This is a genomic window from Nesterenkonia haasae, from assembly GCF_010119385.1.
Lineage (GTDB): Bacteria > Actinomycetota > Actinomycetes > Actinomycetales > Micrococcaceae > Nesterenkonia > Nesterenkonia haasae.
In genome coordinates, this window is sequence record NZ_VFIE01000018.1 from 623,914 (window position 1) to 643,000 (window position 19,087).

Here is a 19,087-nt window from a genome sequence, read left to right on the forward strand (position 1 = left end):
GTTCGCTCACAGCCCGACCAGGCCCTCCTCGGAGGACTCGCCATTGACGTAGGGACAGGTGCAGTCCCTTCCTGGACGTGGTCGGACATGGGAAACGTCACCCGTGGCAGCATCAGTCATCAACCCGCCACTGTGGACGGCCGCCGTGGCCATCCCCTCGATCAGCACCGTGATCTGATGAGCGGCCAGAGCCGCTGCGGCCTCCTCCAGCGGGCCCAGCGTTTCGGCACCGCCTGCGGGCACCTCCGCAGGCAACCAACCAACGCCCATGCAGTCGCTGCACACCAGAGAATCCTGCAGTAGGAGCGGTCCGATCCGCCAGCCTGACTCTGCGGCCAGAACTGCAAGAACCGCAGGCGATTCCTCCAAACCACGGTGCAGGGCAGCGGCAGGGACCCTGCCGCGAAAAGCCAGAACATGGAGATCTGCTCCGCTGATCGACGATTCAGCTGGGGCTTCCACCACGGCGGTCTCCTCTGCTTTGGCTGCAAGAAGTTCCGCCGCTGCCTCCGCCCGGGGCCGACCGGCGTCCAGGGAACGAAACCCGCGATCTCGAAGACCTACCGGGCGCTCATCACGCAGAACCAGGGTTCCGATTCTGCACTCCACGAGGTGCTCCGCGAGACGAAAACCAACAGCCCCGAGTCCCTCCACGACGATCGTGGCGAGCCTGCGCCTGGCTCTGCGCACCGCAGCTGCGTTGGCAGTGATCGACGACGGGGAGACAGGCATAGTATTTTCTTTCATCTTGATCCCATTTGACTCCTTTTATTATCCTTCCATGGGCTCAAAGGACTCGAGTTTTCCACAGCTGGGATCCCGCGTCGGCGTAGACTGGCCACCGATGGCACAGCAGCAGCAGAAGATTCAGGTGGATGGCGAAGATGTGATTGTGATTCGCTCAGCCAAGCGACGGCGCACGGTCACTGCAGACCTCTCTGGCGGCGAGCTCCGGCTGCGAGTGCCGATGCGGCTTTCTCGCCGCGACATCGAAACTCATGCCCGTGCGTTCCGCAGGCGATTGGCGACACGTGCTAGCCGAGCTGGACGCAGTGACGACGCATTACTGGTCCGGGCGCGGGAATTGGCTGCTCAGTATCTGGGGGACTCCGCTGAGCCGCTCAAAGTCTCCTGGTCGGACCGGCAGTTGCAACGGTGGGGTTCCACCACTTCTACCACCGGAGAAATTCGGCTTTCTTCCCGGTTGCGGGCGATGCCGGGGTGGGTTGTGGACTCTGTGCTGATCCACGAGCTGGCCCATCTGATTGAGTCAGGCCATGGACCCCGGTTTCAGGAGCTGGTAGCCCGGTATCCGCGCACCCACGAGGCCGACGCCTTCCTAGCAGGTGTGACCTGGGCGGCCCAGCACAGCAAGCACAGTGAATACTCCAGCGGCGCCGGTGAGGACCCCTAAAGAGCAGATCGCCCAAATTTAGGCGGTTCCGCTGAACTCCCGCAGGGCAGCCTTGAGTCTGTCTCCATGCAGCTCAAGCTTGCGCTCTCCGATGCCTGGGATCTTGAGCAACTCAGGATCGGAAGTGGGCTTGTGTTCGGCGATGTGTTCGAGGGTCGAGTCTGAGAAGACCATGAAGGCACGGGTATCCAACTCTTGGGCATACGCCCTACGCCATGCACGCAGATGCTCGAAGAGCTGTTCGTCGTAACGCGGTGGACAATCTGCACACCGGCGGCGTGAGATTTCAGTGGCCACGGTGAGCACTTCGCCACACCCGGCGCAGACAGCGGCTTTTCGCTTGCGTGCTGCAGCGTTGACGCTGAGTTTTCCGCTCCCCGGGGCGATCCGGCGTGTGGGCGCCTCCAGTCCGAGTTCTTTGCGCAGGGGTATGAGGAATCGAGAGCTCTTACGCCGACCACGGCCGCCCGGGTGCCGCGCCGCCGCAGAGGACAGGTACAGATGAGTCTTCGCCCGCGTGATTCCGACGTAGAACAGGCGGCGTTCCTCGTCGAGCTCCTGCTGCGTCTGTGCGAACGTGATTGGCATCAGTCCTTCACACAAGCCCACAAGGAACACCGCATCCCACTCCAGCCCTTTTGCCGAGTGCAGAGATGCCAGCGTGACACCCTCGACCGTGGGCGCGTGCTGGGCTGCTGAGCGTTCGTCCAGTTCTCCGATGAACACTCGCAGAGTCAGGTCTGGACGCTCAGAGTCCATGCGCTCTGCCAGCGACACCAGCGCCGCCAGCGATTCCCAACGTTCACGCCGGGCTCCGGCGGAGGATGGCGCCTCACTGGACCAGCCGATCGACGACAGCACACCGCGAACAGCCTCAGGCACCGAATCTACAGAATCGTCTGCGATGAGCGAACTGGTGCGCAGCGTGGAGAGCCCTTCCCGCACTTCGGGACGGGAGAAAAACCGTTCAGAGCCACGGAGCTGGTATGAGATTCCGGCCGTCGCGAGCGCCTGTTCCAGCGCTTGAGACTGCCCGTTGGTGCGGTAGAGCACTGCGATCTCACTCAGGGGGGTCCCGGCCTTAGTAGTCGCGGCAACTTTTTCGGCCACCCAGGATGCCTCGGCGTCGTCGTCAGCGTGCTCGGTGACCTCAGCCACGGGGCCAGCGGTGCGCTGGGAGATGAGCTGAAGCGGAGCCGGCCAGGGCGCATCCCCACCGGGTCGGCGATCAGCCAGGAGGGTGTTGGCGAGCTTGACGACCTCCGGCGTTGACCGATAATCACGCACCAGTTTCACCACTTCAGCGTTCGGGTAGCGACGCCGGAAGGTGAGGAGGTAATCCGGGGTCGCACCGGTGAAGGAGTAGATAGTCTGCGCGGCGTCACCGACCACGCACAGCTCATCCCGCCCTCCGAGCCACAAATCAAGCAGACGCTGCTGCAGCGGGGAGACGTCTTGGTACTCATCAACGACGAAATGCCGGTACTGCTGTCTCACCTGGGCTGCTACCCGCTCGTCGGACTCGAGCATCCCGACTGTGAACAGTAGGACGTCCTCGAAATCCATCAGGTGACGGTCTTCCTTGATGTCTTCGTATGCCTGGTAGAGCCGGGCAAAGGCCTGGTGGTCGACCCCGGCGGGGGACTCCCGATCTTTCGCCTGGGCGAGATAGCCCTCAGGGGTGAGGGTGGAGACCTTGGCCCATTCGATCTCGGAGGCGAAGTCGCGCAGACCTGCACGGTCGGTAGTCATGCGGAGTCGCTTGGCGGCCTCAGCCAAAAGCTTGATCTTGTAGTCCAGGATCTGTGGCAGGGTCCCGCCCACGGCCATCGGCCAGAAGTACTGCAGTTGCCGCAAAGCAGCAGCGTGGAATGTCCGGGCTTGAACACCAGGCGCCCCGAGGGCAGCCAACCGGGAGCGCATTTCGGCAGCCGCACGGGCAGTGAACGTGACCGCCAGCACCCGGTGGGGATCGTAGACCCCGGCCCGGACACCGTAGGCAATGCGATGTGTGATGGCCCGGGTTTTGCCGGTTCCCGCGCCAGCGAGGATGCACAGCGGTCCAGTTAAGGTGGACGCTGCGGCTCGCTGTTCGGCGTCCAACCCGTCAAGGACGGTTTCGGGAGGGGCCTCCTGGACTGCATTGATCATGGCCTCTACGGTACCGCCGGGGAGGAAGACGTGAATGTCCTTTTCCACAGTCTTCCGCGTTGCATGTCCGTTCTTGGCCCCCTGGTAGCTAGGCTGAGGTCCGTGCGATGGACTTCGATGGAATTGGCTGCCCTGGCGACCCGTGCGGTGCCGGGTCTCTCACCGACCGGTGTAGCCGATGCTCCCGATGACGCACGGGACTTCATGTCCGCCGTGGTGGTGGACGGCTCGGGCAACAGGTGGCGCGTCCGGGGCCCCCAGCACCAGCAGGCGGCGATGCGCCTGGAGACTGAGGTGCAGGTGCTGCGGGGGTTCTCCACTGCAATCCGCGCCGAGCTGCCGTTCCGCGTCCCGAGCGTAGCGGGCGCGACCCGGGTCGAGGATATGCGCGTGTTCGTCTACAACCACCTGCCCGGTGAACCCGTGGAGTTGCCCGACTTAGTCCGAGCGACCCCAGAGCTCATTGAGGATTTGGGCAGGACTGTGGCCGCGGTGCATGACCTCTCAACGTCAGTGGTGGACCACGCTGACCTTCCGGGATACAGCGCAGAGCGGGTTCGGCAGCGCCGCCTCAACGAGCTCGACGCCGCCGCTTCCACTGGACAGGTGCCTCCACTGCTACTGAGGCGCTGGGAGCGTGCCATGGAGGACAAGTCGCTCTGGGACTTTGCCCCCACAGTGGTGCATGGAGACCTGCACGAGGATAATTTACTCGTGGAGGGCGAACGGGTGATGGCTGTCACCGGCTGGACAGACCTCCATGTGGGCGATCCTGCCGATGATCTGGCCTGGCTCATCGCCTCACCCGACCAAACGTTCAGCGACCGGGTCCTCGTTGCCTACTCCGCACACCGCAGCACCGAACCGGATGAGCATGTGCTGCGACGGGCCGCGCTCTCTGCGGAGTTCGCTCTGGCTCAGTGGATGATCCGCGGAACTACTGGTGGAAACCAGCAGATGGTGGAGGAAGCTGCTGGTCTGCTCAGGCAGTTGGCTTCCGACATCGAAACCTATGGGGGTCGGCCCATCGCGCTCGACCCACCCGAAGATGATGAGCCACAGGCGCCAGCCGACAACCAGGATTCCAAGCCGGTCCGGCGCGCCGGAGCGGCAGCCACCATTGCTGGAGCGGGGGCGTGGGACGCCTCGGACGATGATGACGGACCAGCCTTCATGACGGATGCTGACGTTGCCGAAGCAGCCCCAAGCGACGGCGCAGGGGAACAGGACACCGGCGTGGTGACCCCTCTTCGTCAGCGCGCAGCGCCGCGCCCAATAGCCGCGCAGCGACCCGCCTCCGACGACGATCCGCTCACGGAGGAGATCCCGGCGTACGTGGATGACGCTGATGAGTTCGATCTCCCCGCCCCGGTGACAGGCTCGTTGCCGATCCAACCCGATCATGATTCCGAACGCAGAGCCAAGCAGAAGAACTTCTTTCCGTCCTCCGCGGCGTCAGCTGCCAGCGCCCGGTCGGCAAACTCTTCAGCTTCTTCGTCCTCAGCGGCGTCAGCCGTCTCGTCTGCCTCGGCACAGTCAGCACCTTCGGCGGCTTCTGCTGCCTCGGACGCTTCCGGTGGATCAGTGGATACAGGTTCGCCGGCCGGATCGGCTGAGAGCCCAGGCGAGGCGTCCTCCTCTTCCATCTATGAACGCCACCCGGGGCTGCGCCCACCCGGCTCCTGATCTGCCTGTCCTGCGTCAGTTGAAGATCCGGGGAATGATCCCGAACGGAGCACGGTTGGGGTTGCGGTGACAAAGAACCACATGACCCGTACCCAGATGGCCTGGGCGATACTGGCACTGGCGACAGGCGGTTTCGCCATCGGTGTCACCGAGTTCGCCATTATGGGATTGCAGCGTGAGATCGTGTTGGATCTCGACGTAAGTTACGGCCAAGGTGGCTTATTGGTGTCTGCCTACGCGCTGGGTGTGGTGGTGGGTGCACCGTTCCTGGCTCTGATGGGCGCTAAGCGGGAGCGGAAGGCCTATGCCTTGTTTCTGCTGGTGCTGTTTATCATCGCGCACGTACTGAGCTTCATCGCACCCAATTTTGAGACTCTCCTGGTTGGACGGTTCCTCTCCGGGTTGCCCCACGGCGCCTACTTCGCGACTGCAGCGCTGATGAGTGCGCAGATGGTGGGCCCGGCCAAGCGGGGACGTGCGATCGCCGTGGTCCTCTCCGGCCTAGCAATCGCCAATGTCTCCGGCGTTCCAGCAGTGACGTGGATCGGGCAGCTGTTCGGATGGCGCTGGATGTTCCTGATTGTGGCGGCGCTGGCAGCACTGACAATGCTTGCGGTGGCCTACCTCGCCCCCCGTCAAGCGGCTCCGGCGGGCGCATCTGTTAAGGGCGAGCTGCGTGCCTTGGCGAATCAGCGACTATGGGTGGGGATTGGCTTGGCCGTGGTCGGGTTCTCCGGAATGTTCGCCATCTACACCTATCTGTCGCATGTGGCTGTTGAGGTGACAGGCTTCAGCGACAGCGCCCTTCCCTGGGTTGTGCTCATTTTCGGTGCGGGGATGGTCATCGGCACGTTTATGGGCGGTTGGGCTACAGATAAGTCCGTACTGGGTACGGTGCTGATCGCGATGGTCATGGTCGCGGTGTTTATGGTGTTGTTTGCTGCATTCGCGCACATTCCGTGGATGATGCTGATCCTGCTGTTCTGCGTGGGTGTTTCCTCATCGAACCTCGGCCCAGCGATGCAGACTCATCTCATTGATACGGCGCCTAAGGCTCCGCAGCTCGCTGCGAGTTTCCACCATTCAGCGTTCAATGCTGCCAATGCCTTGGGCGCGATTATGGGTGGAGTGACAATTGATATGGGGTTGGGCCTCCGTGCGCCTGCCTACGCTGGTGCGATTGCAGCAGCTTTGGGTGTGGTCATTGCGCTCTACGCTATTTTGCTCACGAAGCGGGCGGGTCAGAGAATCTGAGCTGACGGAGTCGTAGACTCCTGAGATGACGGAGAAGACGAGGGCGTTGTTGCGTTCTATCCGAGCGTTGACCGGTCAGCCTCAGACCATGGATGTGACGAATCTGCCCGGGGACCCGGTGGATGTGTTCTTCACGTGGCTGAGTGATGCCCTGGTTGCAGGTGTAGAGGAGCCCCGCACTGCGGCGTTGTCCACAGTTGATGCTGACGGTGTCCCCGATTCGCGCATGCTGATCCTGAAGGACGTGGACGCGCGGGGGTGGGCTTTCGCCAGCACCGCGTCGAGCCGCAAGGGACAGCAGCTGCGTGATTGCCCCGCGGCCGCGTTGACCCTGTGGTGGCAGCCGGTCATGCGATCGGTGCGCGTTCGGGGCCGCGTAGTGGAAGCTCCGCGAGAGGAGAGTGAGGCGGATTTGCAGGCGCGCAGCCCCGCGGCTCAGGAATTGGTAGCTGCCGATGATTGGACGTTGTGGCGAGTGGTTCCGGACCGTGTGGAGTTTTGGCAGGGCTCCCCGGACCGTGCCCATATTCGTGTGGTGTATGTGCCGCAGGGTTCGTCGTGGCGTGTGGATATCGCCGAGGATTAAGAGTAGTTCCGATCGGTTCTAGGTGCCGTTGATGATGGACTCCACTGCGCTGACATCGGCGAGTTCTTCAGGCGAGTGGACGGTGTCCCGGTCGAGGTAGACGAAGTGTCCGCGGATGTTCGCCATCGGCACGCTGTAGAGCCTGCTGAAGGCGATCCTGTAGACGGCGAGTTGCAGCTCCTTTTCTTCCATCTCGGTTCCCTTGGGGACATCCCCGGTTTTCCAGTCGACGAGGTCGAAGGTGCAGCTGGCCATCTTACGGTCCCGCTCAGCTCGAGGAAGTCCGATCCACATCTCAAAGATCTGGTTACTCAGGGGCGTGCCGTGTGGATCTCTGGCGAAGACGGCGTCGATCCTGCCGCGCAGCGTGGTCCCACCCAGGGTGGTTTCTAGGGGGATCTCGACGGCAAAAGCGGGTTGGGCCGCCCAGGGACTGTTCTGGTAGCTGGCGCGGACGCGTTCCAGCTCGAGATGCCCTTCGATGTCATCCTCTGCGTGGGTGGCGAAGAGCTCGTCTATATCGGGCAGCGATGCTTGTATTTCGAGAACCTGTTCGATGATCGCGTGAATGGCTGTGCCGCGCCTGGCCGCAGATGAGGGTCTCTGCGGAATGGGACGGCGCGCCTGTTCAAGAACCTGCGCCCGGTCGTGCTGCAGCTGCACCACGGATGAAGCTGATAGCTGCTTGGGCAGATGCAGCGAACGGGCGGAGGAGCGGCGTTGCTCCGCCCGTTGGATCACCAATCGTGCTTGCTCCGCCCAGGGACTTACCCCAGGAGAGGTGAGGACTGCGGGTTCTCTGAGCTGTTGCGCAACCAGATCCGCGGCCTCTGTCATGGCTGGCCTGCGACTTGTCCGCGGTAGCGGGGCAGCTGCGGAGTACACGTCCTGGTAGGTGTCGACCGAGGTGGGGTCTTGAAGATCAGCTTTGATCAGGCGCTGTTGCCGGACGGGAAGCTCTTCTAGCGGATCGTAGGGCCACGTGGCGCTGAGGATGATGTCCGCCAGGGGGTTCTGCTGCTCCGGATCGTATTCATGCCAGGTAAGCTCAGTGAACCGCTCTGCCGTGGAGGTCTGTTGTGCGAGATCGCGAATGCTCAGCAGGAACGGGGAAGGTTCTTGTCCACCGGACGCCCCGTAGAAGCAGGCGCCAGTGCACAATAGCCGCGTTTTGGCTCGGGTCATGGCAACGTAGGCAAGGCGACGGTCCTCTTCTTCACTGAACGCAACGCATTCGTCTTTGTAGACGGGTCCTTCATAGTTCTTCAGTGAGTTCGTGGCACCGGCCGAGCGCGCCCAGACCTGTGCGGTGCGTTTGTCGGTGTCTTCCATCTGGTCACTGAGCCATTGGGGTAGCGACTCAGAGTCTCCGCGGAGGGGCCACGGGAGGTCGCCGTCTTTTTTCGTCCAGCGGCTGGCCATGGCGGGTCTGCGGGGGAAGCGGTCGCGGCGCAGCCCGGCGACGGCGACGACGTCCCATTCCAATCCTTTGGAAGCATGGACGGTCAGCAGTTGCACGGCACCGGGTTGTGGGTCCGCTGCTGCCTGTTCCAGCCCCCTTTCCTGGTGGGCCGCCGCGTTGAGCCAGTCGAGGAATCCTGTGAGGTCTTGACTTGCTGAGGAGGAGGCGAACGATTCAGCGTATTCGATGAGTGCGTCCAGTTGCCGTGTGGGATGAGTGCCTACTTCCCACGGCCGGGCGGAGACCTCGACGCCGAGCCCGGTTTCGTGAATGATGCGCTGGATGAGACTGCCAAGGTCAAGGTGAAGAAGCTCTCGAAGAGTTCGGAATTGGTCTCTGGCCTGGGAGAGACGCGTGATGCCTTCTGGGGAGAAGCCGCGAAGGGAAGTCTCTTCAACTGTCGGGTCAAGATCGAAGTGATCAAGAGCTTCAATCAGTGACGGCATTTCATCGAGTTCGGGTTCTAGGGAGCCTTGTTGGTCCTCGTCCTCCCTGGTAAAGCTCCCGCTGCGCTGCCGAGCACGACCAGATGCGCTGCGGCCCAGGAGGTAAAGGTCTTTGGGCCCTATTCGGAATCGGGCTCCCCCGAGGATCCGGATCAGTTCGTCTGAACGTTTGGGGTCTGAGAGCACTCGCAAATAAGCGAGCAGCTCGACTATCTCAGGGCGGTAGAGCAGCCCGGAAAGGCCCGCAAGCTCGTGGGGGATTCCACTGCGGCGCAGGGCGTCGGCGATCTTCGCCAGTTGGCCGTGTGTGGTGGCGAGGACTGCGCATTCAGGAGGGTCTTCGTCCGCGCAGACATCCAGTTCGGCCCGCATCTCCGCAACGATGGCTTCGGTCTCTTCATCTTCTGTGGCGAAGAACCCAAAGGAGACGTGTCCGTCGGCGACGCTGGAAGGCGGAACGATGCGCTGCACCGGTTCTTGTTCGCCGCCAGAGTCATCACTGAGCGGCGATCCTTCCTGGCTCAGGACTCGCCCTTGAGTATCCATCCGGTCGGCAGTGATGAGTTCTTTGAGCTGGCGGCGCAGATGTCCTGTACCGCGATGCCATGAGGGGCCGCTCGTTTCGGTGTAGAGGGTGAAGGGCTTGACAAGCTGATTGGCTACGTCGAGGATGCTGCGGCCGTTGCGCCATGCGATGGTCAGCTGTTTCAAGTCTGCGGACCGGGTTCGGCGGGTTTGAACATCTCGGGTTGGGAACATCTGAGGGAATTGGAAGAGTTGCCCGGCAGAGGCTCCGCGGAACCCATAGATGGATTGGTTGGGGTCTCCGACGGCTGTGACCGCGTGGCCGGTGCCGCGACCGAAGAGGTCGGCGAAGAGTTTCAGCTGCGCATGGGAGGTGTCCTGGAACTCGTCGAGCAGGACAACCTTGTACTTTTCGCGTTCACGCGCTCGAACCGGTGAGTCTTCTGCTGCGGCGAGTTGTGCAGCGTAGCGGAGCAGATCTCCATGGTCCATGAAGGCTTCGGACTGTTTGACATCTTGATACTCGGCTGCGAGCTTGGCGGTCTCACGGCGCAGCCTCAGCGTGTTGAGCAGACTCTGTCCGTCTTGGCTGAGGTGCTCTTCCCATTGCTCTGCGCGGGTGATCTCTGAGTCCAACCAGGAGATGACTTCCCAGGGCGTTCTGAGGTGCTCTGCCATGTCCTGAGAGAGTTTCAACACCTGCTCAGGCAGCGAGTTGGGGTTGGCTTCAGCTCGGATGAGCGCAGCACCGTCGTCGTAGTTGGTGATGAGATCGGTGATGATCTGCCAGGATTGGGCACCCCCGATGAGCTCGGACTCTGGTTCCAGGCCGATGTGCAGGCCGTATTCGCTGACCAAGGAGTGGGCGTAGGAGTGGTATGTGGAGATAGTGGGTTCGACCACGCTGGTGAGGTCTACGTCGGGGTGGTCACCGCCGCCGTAGGCAGCGGCGCGCAGCTCAGGTGGAACAAGGTCCTCGGCTTGTATGAGGTGGTTGTCCACGAGTTTCTTAAGCTTCTCGGTGACGCGCTCGGCGAGCTCACCAGCAGCCTTACGCGTGAAGGTGACTCCAAGGATCTCAGGCGGTGTGACCAGTCCGTTGGCGACGAGGTAGACCACCCTGTCAGCCATCGTGGCGGTCTTTCCGGAGCCGGCCCCGGCGACCACCAACATGGGTTCCAGACCGGATTCGATGACGGCGCACTGCTCGGGGGTCGGGGTGAACTCTCCGAGGGCTTCCGCAATCTCGGCAGGGGTGAATCTTAAGCCGTTTTCCTGAACAGTCATGGCTGCGTCACCTGCTTGGCCTCCTCACACAGTGGGCACAGCGGTCCAACTCGGCAGGTGCTCCAGAGACCTGTTCCCGCACTTGCGGCCGCACGTGCTTCGAAAGTCGGTTGAGTCATGGCGTGCACGGCCTGCTGGAGCTGTTTCAGAGGCCATACGCCGGGCTCATCGAGCGGAACGGCTTCTTGCTCACGGATGGTTGCGCGCTTGTTCATTGCGACGTAGAGAAGTGCCGCTTTTTCCACCTCTCCGAGTGGCTTGAGGAACGGATCTCCTGCCGCGAGCAGCTGGTAGAGCCCAAGTTGCGGGTGGCGTTCTGCATCTGCGGGACTTGGCGCCTTGCCTCCCGTCTTGAGATCCACGATGTGCAACTTTCCGGCTTCACGCTCGATGCGGTCGATTTCTCCCCTAATAAAGACGGCCCCGGTCCGCATGGGATCTTCGATGTCTAGGCGGGTGGAGGCGCGTATCTCAGTTCCGACCACTTCTCGGTTGCCCACCCGAACGTGATAGCCAGCAAGTTGCCGGAGCATATCTCTCGCTCGGGCTTTCCGGGCCTCACCTTCCCAGCCCTCCAACCTCAGTTCGTGCCAGCGGCTCTCCAAGACCTGGTGCAGTTTCTGGACATCAGTCTCTTCCGGGTGGGTTTCGGCAATGGAGTGAATAAGCGTTCCGAGCATCCGGTTGAAGTCCGTGGGTTCGGTGCCACCGGCCCGGGTCGTGAACCATTGAAGGGGCTGCGTAATGGCGGCTTCGACTGTAGAGGGCGACACTGTCAGGTCCTCATCGGGGCCGAAGAGCGGTTCAGTGGTGGTCAGCTGCGGCAGACCCCACCATGTGCTTGGATTCGCACCGGGAATGTTGTGCTGGGCGAGCGCAGCAAGTGCCTGTGCAGCGTGGCGATCTGCCGGGTTTGCTTCGAGAGTCCGGCGAAGTTCGGCCACGAGGGACGCTTCGGTCAACGGACGGATCTCAGTCTCTGTCGGAGCCGGCCGGTTTTCCACAGCTGTGATGAGGTCGAGTAGGGTGCTGGGCCTGCTTTCTTGGTTGTCCACCGCTACTGCGAACAGTCGGTGTGTTGCCCGGGACATGGCTGATGTGAAGAGGCGGTATTCGTCCTGAAGGGTCTGCATGCGCTTGACCATCAGACTCCGGCTGGCACCATGGCTCTGCCCTTCGGCCACGTCGGCGAGTTCCCTGCTGCGAAGTAGCTCACCACGGGGTTGGGCGTTAGGCCAGACACCTTGCTGCAGGTCTAAGACGATGACCGAGTTGAAGTGCCGTCCTGCCGCGGTGGTGGGGGTCAGCACCTCCACAGCGTCGTCGTCAGCGACGGTCTGGGCCAAGGTGTCCATTGGCAGTTCTAATCTCTGCATGTGGTCAGCGAACCCGGCAGCGGACCCGTGGGGATTCTGCTGTTCGTACCGCTCAGCGGAGTGAAAGAGCGCGAGGACAGCGTCAAGGTCCCGGTCTGCCCTTTCCGCATCCCATCCCGGGTGTTTGGTGGCTTCGCGCCAGGCTTCGGCGATGCCCGCGGCGTCCCACACCTCCCACAGCAGCTCACCTGGTCGTGTTGAGGCGGCTTGAGACGCCGTGCGCGCTGCCTGGAGCATCCGGGCGATGCGCCTCAGTCCGTGGCCGGGAGTTTCGGGCCTGTCGCCCTTGGCGGGGATCGCAATAGTGTTCAGGATGGGATCCTGCGGGTTGTGAGCCGCAGCCAGAATAAGATCGTCGGAGCTTCGTGGATCCCGGTTCTCTGCAGTGGCGAGTTTTCGTTCGTGCCGGCGGAGGTCCTGCCGGAGTCGACGGAAGCTCAGTGCGTCGCCGAGACCGTACCGGGAGTCAGCGAGTTCTAGGACGTCACTGAGGCTCAGTGTGATCGCCGATGCGTCACTTCCGTCAGCGGCCCAGGCCAAAATTTTCAACAGCGGTGCCACAGCGGGCTCTTGGTTGAGCACAATATCTCGCATGGACTGGCGGACCGGTATCCCGTGGGCCGCCAGAATCCTCCCCATCCGCCGCGCTGTGCTTCCGCTCCGAGCGATAACGGCAATCTGGCGGAAGGGAACGTTGCCGTGGTCATACCGCTGGAGGATCTCCGCCAAGACGGCGCGCTCCGCAGCGTGGTCGCTGACCACCGTGACCGCGTCGACGGAACCGTCCGGAGAACTCTCCTCCACATCCCCGTGTAGGTACGGTTGCCACATTCGGCGAAGAGCAGTTTCCGATGGCGCTGAGATCCGCTGAACGGTGCGAGCGTAAACCTCGGCGATACGACCAGCCATGCCGTGTGACTGCGTCAACGTATGTATCTCCGGGGCTTGGCCATAGAGGCTCCGACGCGGATCAGGCGCCATGAGTTCTCGCCAGCCCTTCAGTTTGTCTGGCCTGGCCCCCCGGAAACCTTGAGTCACAGTGTCGGGATTCGCCAATGCCAGGACCGGTTTGCCGGCACCAATGAGTCTCAGCAGGCGGTAGACACTGGGGCTGGCTTCTTGGAGATCATCAACGACGATGCGCATAAGCCGGTGGCGTTCCGCGTCCAGCAGCTCAGAGTTGTTCTCCAGGAGGCGGGCTGCCTCGCTGATCAGACCTGCCGGATCATATGCATCCTCATAGTCTGCTGAGCTGAACCGTTCGAGGTAGCGTGAATAGACTTCAGCCGCTGCCTGCCATTCCGGCACCTGCCGCTCCTGAGCGGTTCTTCCCAACCAGGTGGGAGTGATGCCATGTTCGCGGGCGCGATCAAGGAGTTCGCGAACTTCTTTGCGGAAACCGTCGGCTTTAGTAGCCTCTCTCAAGCCCGTGGGCCAGCTGTCCACAGCCCCGTCACTAACCATGTCCTCGATGATGTCCCGAATGATGTGGTCTTGCTCCGCGCCCGAGAGGAGCCGCGGCGTCTGGGCGCTGAAACTGAGCATTTTGCGGCGTCGTGCCTCTCCCAGGACCCAAAAGGCGTATGAGGCAAAGGAACGGGAGGGTTGTTCGCTGAGCGCAGCGCCGGGAGCTTCTGCGCCCCAGCGCGATTCGATCTCATCCCTGAGGTAGGCGGAGGAATCTCGGGTGGGCGACAGGACCAGAATGTTGCGCGAGTCCTCACCACTGCGCAGAAAATCCAGCGCCGACTCGAGCGCCAAGGCTGTTTTTCCCGACCCCGGTGCGCCGTAGACGAGCGTGGGGCACTGCGGGGTCGGTAGTCCGGCCATCCTGCCCTCACCCATGCTCTCTCCTTGTGCGTTCATCTGCTTTGGCCTAGGTCCTGTTGTGCACGTTCCAGACTTTCATGGAGCGGTCATCTCAGGCTACGTGCAGCCTCAGACATTCTCCGGCTCGGGTCAGGTACGCGCAGGCATTTCAGACCTCCCCGGTATTGTGTCGAGCATGGAAAGTGAAGCGCTGTTTGACCTGCATCCCGTCAGTGACTCCTGGCACCGGCAGCGCCGTGTGGGGTTCGACCTGGAAACCACCTCGAGGTTCCCCGCTGAGGCCAGGATTGTCTCGGCTGCATTGGTGACCTTCGACCCTGAGGACTCCGCGTCGCCTCGAGTGCGTGAGTGGTTGGTTGATCCAGGCGTGGAGATCCCTGAGGAGACGGTGGCGATTCACGGAATCAGCACTGAATACGCGCGTGAGCATGGCCAGGATGCCGCTGAGGCTGTGGCGGAACTGTTGGCAGCTTTGACCCGCGAATTTCTCTCTGGCTCCGCCGTGGTGGTGATGAACGCCCCCTATGATCTGGCCGTCCTGCGTGCTGAGGCTGAGCGCTACGGACTGGAGTTCCCGATACCCAGGCCGATCATCGATCCCCTTGTCATTGATAAACAGGTCGACAAGTACCGGCGGGGTAAGCGGCGGCTGCCTGATCTCTGCGGTGTCCACAATGTGGAGCTGGCTGAGGCGCACTCTGCTGCTCCTGATGCACTCGCTGCAGTGCAGGTGGCAGATTGCCAGGCAGAGAAGTATCCAGAACTTCAGATGCCAGCTGACGAGCTCCACGCCCTTCAGTCAGGGTGGAAAGCGGACCAAGCTGAAGACTTTCAGGCCTATCTGCATAGGCAGGGGAAGATCGACGCAGTGATTGACGGGGCTTGGCCACTCTAAGGGGCACAACGCGGCACATGTGCGCGACAATAGAGGCTATGACTGAAACGCCCGAGGACTCGGAGAAAGACGACAAGGAGCGCCGCTTCGAAGAGCGGTGGAGCCGTGATCATGCCAACGACGTTCCCCGCACCGCCTCGGGAGCGCTACCCACAAGTGTTCTCGTTATCGCCGTAGGTGTCTTCGTTCTGGGGTTCTGGCTCTTCAGGCGCTGGCGCCAACAGTATGTTGACTACAGCAATATTGGTGGTTGGGGTGAGCACATCCAGCCGGCTCTGCTGCTTCTGGGCATAACCTGAACCAGTGGTCGGTATCGTTCGAGGGGTGAGAATAATCATCCGGGGTGCCCGCGCAAGAGTTCACGAGTGTAGACACAGAGTGCTCGCTTGAGATAATGGATGGGTTCGGTTTCTGAGCGCCAGTAGGTGGAGCACGCGGAGATGAAGCGGCGTCAATCAGAAGCGTCGTGACGGCATGGTGGCTGAGGCAAAGGCTTCGAAGGTGACCTTATGAACGTGGCATTTCTGATCACCACTCTGATAGTGGTAGCCACTCCTGGAATCGGCGCGGTGTACTCAATCGCGGCCGGTCTTTCTCGGGGAACGAAAGCCGCGCTCGTGGCCGCATTGGGCTGCACGGTCGGGGTGATCCCCCACATGGTTGCCGCTGTGACGGGGCTTGCGGCGATTTTGAACACGTCAGCGGTCGCTTTCCAGACCATCAAATGGTTCGGAGTCGCCTACCTGTTGTTCCTGGCCTGGCAAACACTACGTGACAAGTCTGCGATTCAAATCGACAGTAATCCCGCACCGGTGTCATTCTGGCGCGTAATCCGCACAGCCGTGCTGATCAACCTCCTGAACCCGAAGCTGACTATCTTCTTTTTCGCATTTCTGCCCCAGTTCGTCCCCGCTGACGGGGTGCATGGCACGTGGCATATGGTCGGACTCAGTCTCACGTTCATGGGCCTCACCTTCTTCGTGTTCGCCCTCTACGGTATATTCGCCGCCGCAATGCGAGATCTAGTCATCAGCCGGCCCAAAGTCATGAACTGGCTGCGCCGGACATTCGCGGCTACGTACGTTCTCCTGGCGGGTCGCTTGGCACTCGAAACTCGGTAGAGGCTAGCAGCCAACAGGTCGCTGAAGTGGCGGTCACCCGGCGTCTGCGGCTGCCTTGGCTGCCTGTGGGAGGGCCCGCAGAATACGGTCGACGGCGGCGTCGTCGTGGGCGGCGGAGAGGAACCAGGCCTCGAAAACGCTGGGTGGCAGGTAGACGCCCTGGTCCAACATGGCGTGGAAGAACGGGCCGTACCGGAAGGATTCCTGCGCCTGGGCCTCGGAGTAGTTATGCACTCCGGTGGCAGAGGTCCCGAACGCCAAGGAGAACAGAGACCCGACCTTCTGGATGGTGTGATCGACACCTGCGTCGTTCAGCGCCGCAGCAAGCCCGTCCGCGACCACCTGCGCTTTAAGATCGATGTGCTCATACACCTCAGCGGTGGCATTGTTCAAAGTCGCCACACCTGCGGCCATCGCCACCGGATTCCCCGAGAGCGTACCCGCGTGATACACCGGACCGGTGGGGGCCAGGTGCTCCATCACATCACGGCGGCCAGCTAGAGCAGCCGTCGGCAGACCGCCACCGATCACCTTGCCGAAGGTGAACAGGTCCGGTGTCCAGCCCTCACTCCGGCCCGAGGCGCCCCAATAGCCCGCCTCGGTGATCCGGAAACCGGTCATCACCTCATCAAATATCATCAGCGCTCCGTGCGCCGCAGTGAGGTCACGGATGAGCTGATTAAAACCAGGCTCCGGCGCCACCACACCCATATTCGCCGGGGTTGCCTCAGTGATCACCGCAGCAATGTTCCCGCTGTGCTCAGTGAACACAGTCTCCAGGGCCTCACGGTCGTTGTACTCAATGACGATGGTCTCCCAGGCCTGAGCCTCTGTGACACCCGCTGACCCGGGCAGCCCTAGGGTAGCCACACCAGAGCCGGCGGCAGCGAGCAGACCGTCTGAGTGTCCGTGGTAGCAGCCAGCGAACTTCACCACCAGGTTCTTGCCCGTCGCGCCGCGGGCCAGCCGGATCGCCGTCATAGTGGCCTCTGTGCCCGTGGAGACCATGCGGATCATTTCCGCACCCGGTACCCGGGAGCGCACCAGTTCCGCCAGGTCTGACTCCAGCGGGTGGGAGGTCCCGAAGCCGAGGCCTTTCTCCACAGTGGCGCGCACGGCGTCCATCACAGCAGGATGACTGTGTCCCAAAAGGGCAGGCCCCCAGGAGCCGACAAGGTCCACATACTGTTTGCCCTCGGCGTCGGTCAGATATGGCCCTTGGCCCTCCACCATGGACACCGGCGTTCCCCCCACGGAGCCGAAGGCCCGCACTGGGGAGTTCACTCCCCCGGGCATCAGCGTCTGGGCAGTGTCGAAGAGATCCTGGTTGGTGGTCATCGGTCCTCCTGCAGCCATCGGGCTGCCTCAGCGGCGTAATAGGTCAAAACACTGGTGGCTCCAGCGCGGCGGATGGCGGTGAGCGCCTCCAGCACCACGGCTTTGCGGTCCACCCATCCGTTGCCGGCGGCCGCCTCAATCATCGCGTACTCACCGGAGACCTGATAGGCGGAGACCGGCACATCACTGATCTCGGCGACATCGGACAGAATGTCCAGATAGGCGCTGGCCGGTTTGACCATCACCATATCGGCACCCTCAGCCAGATCCAGCTGGACTTCCTTGAGCGCTTCAGTCCGGTTTCCAGCGTCCATCTGATACTGCCGGCGGTCCCCCTGAAGCTGGGAGTCTACTGCCTCACGGAACGGGCCATAGAATGCGGAGGCGTACTTGGCAGAGTACGCAAGGATGGGCACAGTGTGGTGCCCGGCGGCGTCGAGCGCGTCACGAATCACAGCAACCTGACCATCCATCATTCCTGAGGGCGCGACGACGTCAGCACCTGAGTCGGCCTGGACAACTCCCATCTGCGCATACAGCCCGAGAGTCAGGTCATTGTCGACCTCCCCATGGGAGTCAAGTACCCCGCAGTGGCCGTGGTCGGTGAACTCGTCCAGGCAGAGATCGCTCATCACGGGCAAGGAGTCGCCCACACGGGCCCTCACCGCGCGGATACTTCGGTTGAGGATCCCATCAGGGTCCAAACCAGCGGTTCCTTGCGCATCACGTGTGGCAGGGATGCCGAAGAGCATGATGCCACCCAAACCCAGATCCGCGGCCTCACCAGCGGCTTCCAGCAGGGACACTTCCGTGTGCTGCACTACTCCAGGCATGGAGCTGATCGGAGCCGGCTCGGTAAGACCCTCGCGGACGAATACCGGGAGGATGAAGTCTGCAGGGTGAAGCCGCGTCTCAGCCACCAGTCTGCGTAGGGCAGGTGTGCGGCGGAGCCGGCGAGGTCGGTCAGCGGGAAAAGCCATGGTCTTCAGTCTAGAGGTCCAGCTGAGCCAGCGCCTGAAGGACTCCAGCAGCTGTGGGTTCGCCCAGGACAGTATCGGCGGGGCGACCGAGCTGACGCAGGGTCTCAGCGGTAGGGCGGCCGATCGCGAGAACCTTTGCCCGTGGTGCGCGGAGGGTGACCCAGACTTCTGCGGCGCTGGAACTGGTGACCAGGACAGCATCGTCCCCCGTCAGTTCCGGCTCGGGGTGGTCCAGCTCCGGCCGGGGCAGCGGGACTGTGGCATACGCGGTCACCTGCGTGAGGTTCCAGCCTTTTGCGGAGAGACCCTGAGCCAGATCTGGGCGCGCTTGGGCTGACTGGGGAAGTAGCAGGTTCGTCCCGGACTCCGGTGTGGGCATTTCGGCGAGCATGCCTGCGGCGCTGTGGTCCTGCGGCATCCACGACGCTTTCAGCCAGCAGCGTTCTTCGAGTATCCGTGCAGTCCCGGGCCCGACGACGCCTACGCTAGTCTTCTCCGGAACCGCGCCGGACCATCCGCAGGAGAGCAGTGCGCGTACGGTGTTGGCGCTGGTGAGCAGTAACCAGGTGAAGTCTCCCTGTTCGAGGCGCTGAATCGCTGTGCTGAGTTCGCTGCGATTCTCGGGCAGAATTTGCTGGGTCAGGGGCATGTGCACGCATATGTGGCCGGCCTGTCGCAGACCTGCCTCAAGGTCGCCGGTCTGGTCAGAGTGGCGGGTCAGCACGATGCGCATAGC

Annotated in this window: 14 protein-coding genes; 7 read left to right on the top strand and 7 right to left on the bottom strand. The window is 62.3% G+C overall.

The window, feature by feature from the left end; genetic code table 11:
- Nucleotides 1–6: 6 nt before the first annotated feature.
- Complete coding sequence (locus FH975_RS06340) at nucleotides 7–747, bottom strand: hypothetical protein (RefSeq protein ID WP_162320542.1); 741 nt, start codon at nucleotides 745–747, stop codon at nucleotides 7–9.
- Nucleotides 748–844: 97 nt separating this feature from the next.
- On the opposite strand from FH975_RS06340, the gene FH975_RS06345 reads away from it, so the two are divergent.
- The gene (locus tag FH975_RS06345) at nucleotides 845–1,414 is read left to right on the top strand and encodes a M48 metallopeptidase family protein (protein ID WP_162320543.1); all 570 of its coding nucleotides are present in this window, start codon (nucleotides 845–847) and stop codon (nucleotides 1,412–1,414) included.
- An 18-nt stretch (nucleotides 1,415–1,432) separates the two neighbouring features.
- On the opposite strand, the gene FH975_RS06350 is transcribed toward FH975_RS06345, so the two are convergent.
- On the bottom strand, nucleotides 1,433–3,565 hold the full coding sequence (locus FH975_RS06350) for an ATP-dependent DNA helicase UvrD2 (protein ID WP_162320647.1): 2,133 nt from the start codon (nucleotides 3,563–3,565) through the stop codon (nucleotides 1,433–1,435).
- A 102-nt stretch (nucleotides 3,566–3,667) separates the two neighbouring features.
- Between FH975_RS06350 and FH975_RS06355 the strand changes: the two genes are divergently transcribed.
- The 3 genes from FH975_RS06355 to FH975_RS06365 all read left to right on the top strand — a co-directional run bounded on the left by FH975_RS06355 (nucleotide 3,668) and on the right by FH975_RS06365 (nucleotide 7,091).
- Nucleotides 3,668–5,251, top strand: coding sequence for a phosphotransferase (locus tag FH975_RS06355; protein WP_162320544.1), 1,584 nt, complete (start codon nucleotides 3,668–3,670; stop codon nucleotides 5,249–5,251).
- An 81-nt stretch (nucleotides 5,252–5,332) separates the two neighbouring features.
- On the top strand, nucleotides 5,333–6,505 hold the full coding sequence (locus FH975_RS06360; RefSeq protein ID WP_153078112.1) for an MFS transporter: 1,173 nt from the start codon (nucleotides 5,333–5,335) through the stop codon (nucleotides 6,503–6,505).
- 25 nt (nucleotides 6,506–6,530) lie between these two features.
- Nucleotides 6,531–7,091 carry a pyridoxine/pyridoxamine 5'-phosphate oxidase gene (locus FH975_RS06365; RefSeq protein WP_162320545.1) on the top strand — a complete coding sequence of 187 codons (561 nt, stop codon included), beginning with the start codon at nucleotides 6,531–6,533 and terminating at the stop codon, nucleotides 7,089–7,091.
- An 18-nt stretch (nucleotides 7,092–7,109) separates the two neighbouring features.
- On the opposite strand, the gene FH975_RS06370 is transcribed toward FH975_RS06365, so the two are convergent.
- Nucleotides 7,110–10,811 carry an ATP-dependent DNA helicase gene (locus FH975_RS06370; protein WP_162320546.1) on the bottom strand — a complete coding sequence of 1,234 codons (3,702 nt, stop codon included), beginning with the start codon at nucleotides 10,809–10,811 and terminating at the stop codon, nucleotides 7,110–7,112.
- Complete coding sequence (locus FH975_RS06375; RefSeq protein WP_162320547.1) at nucleotides 10,808–14,032, bottom strand: ATP-dependent DNA helicase; 3,225 nt, start codon at nucleotides 14,030–14,032, stop codon at nucleotides 10,808–10,810. The genes FH975_RS06370 and FH975_RS06375 overlap by 4 nt, the downstream gene beginning before the upstream one ends.
- Before the next feature lie 160 nt (nucleotides 14,033–14,192).
- Here FH975_RS06375 and FH975_RS06380 point away from each other — a divergent pair, with 160 nt between their 5' ends.
- From FH975_RS06380 to FH975_RS06390, 3 genes are all read left to right on the top strand, one after another.
- Nucleotides 14,193–14,912, top strand: a complete 720-nt coding sequence (locus tag FH975_RS06380; RefSeq protein WP_162320548.1) for an exonuclease domain-containing protein — start codon at nucleotides 14,193–14,195, stop codon at nucleotides 14,910–14,912.
- 38 nt (nucleotides 14,913–14,950) lie between these two features.
- Nucleotides 14,951–15,211 carry a hypothetical protein gene (locus tag FH975_RS06385; protein WP_153078108.1) on the top strand — a complete coding sequence of 87 codons (261 nt, stop codon included), beginning with the start codon at nucleotides 14,951–14,953 and terminating at the stop codon, nucleotides 15,209–15,211.
- 210 nt (nucleotides 15,212–15,421) lie between these two features.
- Complete coding sequence (locus FH975_RS06390) at nucleotides 15,422–16,033, top strand: LysE family translocator (RefSeq protein WP_162320549.1); 612 nt, start codon at nucleotides 15,422–15,424, stop codon at nucleotides 16,031–16,033.
- A gap of 33 nt (nucleotides 16,034–16,066) precedes the next feature.
- Here the strand turns inward: FH975_RS06390 and hemL are convergent, their stop codons facing one another.
- The 3 genes from hemL to FH975_RS06405 are packed head-to-tail and all read right to left on the bottom strand — an operon-like array spanning nucleotide 16,067 to nucleotide 19,084.
- A complete protein-coding gene (gene hemL, locus FH975_RS06395; RefSeq protein WP_162320550.1) occupies nucleotides 16,067–17,371 on the bottom strand; it encodes a glutamate-1-semialdehyde 2,1-aminomutase in 1,305 nt (434 codons plus the stop codon).
- Complete coding sequence (hemB, locus tag FH975_RS06400; RefSeq protein ID WP_162320551.1) at nucleotides 17,368–18,351, bottom strand: porphobilinogen synthase; 984 nt, start codon at nucleotides 18,349–18,351, stop codon at nucleotides 17,368–17,370. Before hemB ends, hemL begins: the two co-directional genes overlap by 4 nt.
- Before the next feature lie 10 nt (nucleotides 18,352–18,361).
- Nucleotides 18,362–19,084: a uroporphyrinogen-III synthase gene (locus FH975_RS06405; RefSeq protein WP_162320552.1), complete on the bottom strand. Its 723-nt coding sequence runs from the start codon at nucleotides 19,082–19,084 to the stop codon at nucleotides 18,362–18,364.
- Nucleotides 19,085–19,087: the final 3 nt, after the last annotated feature.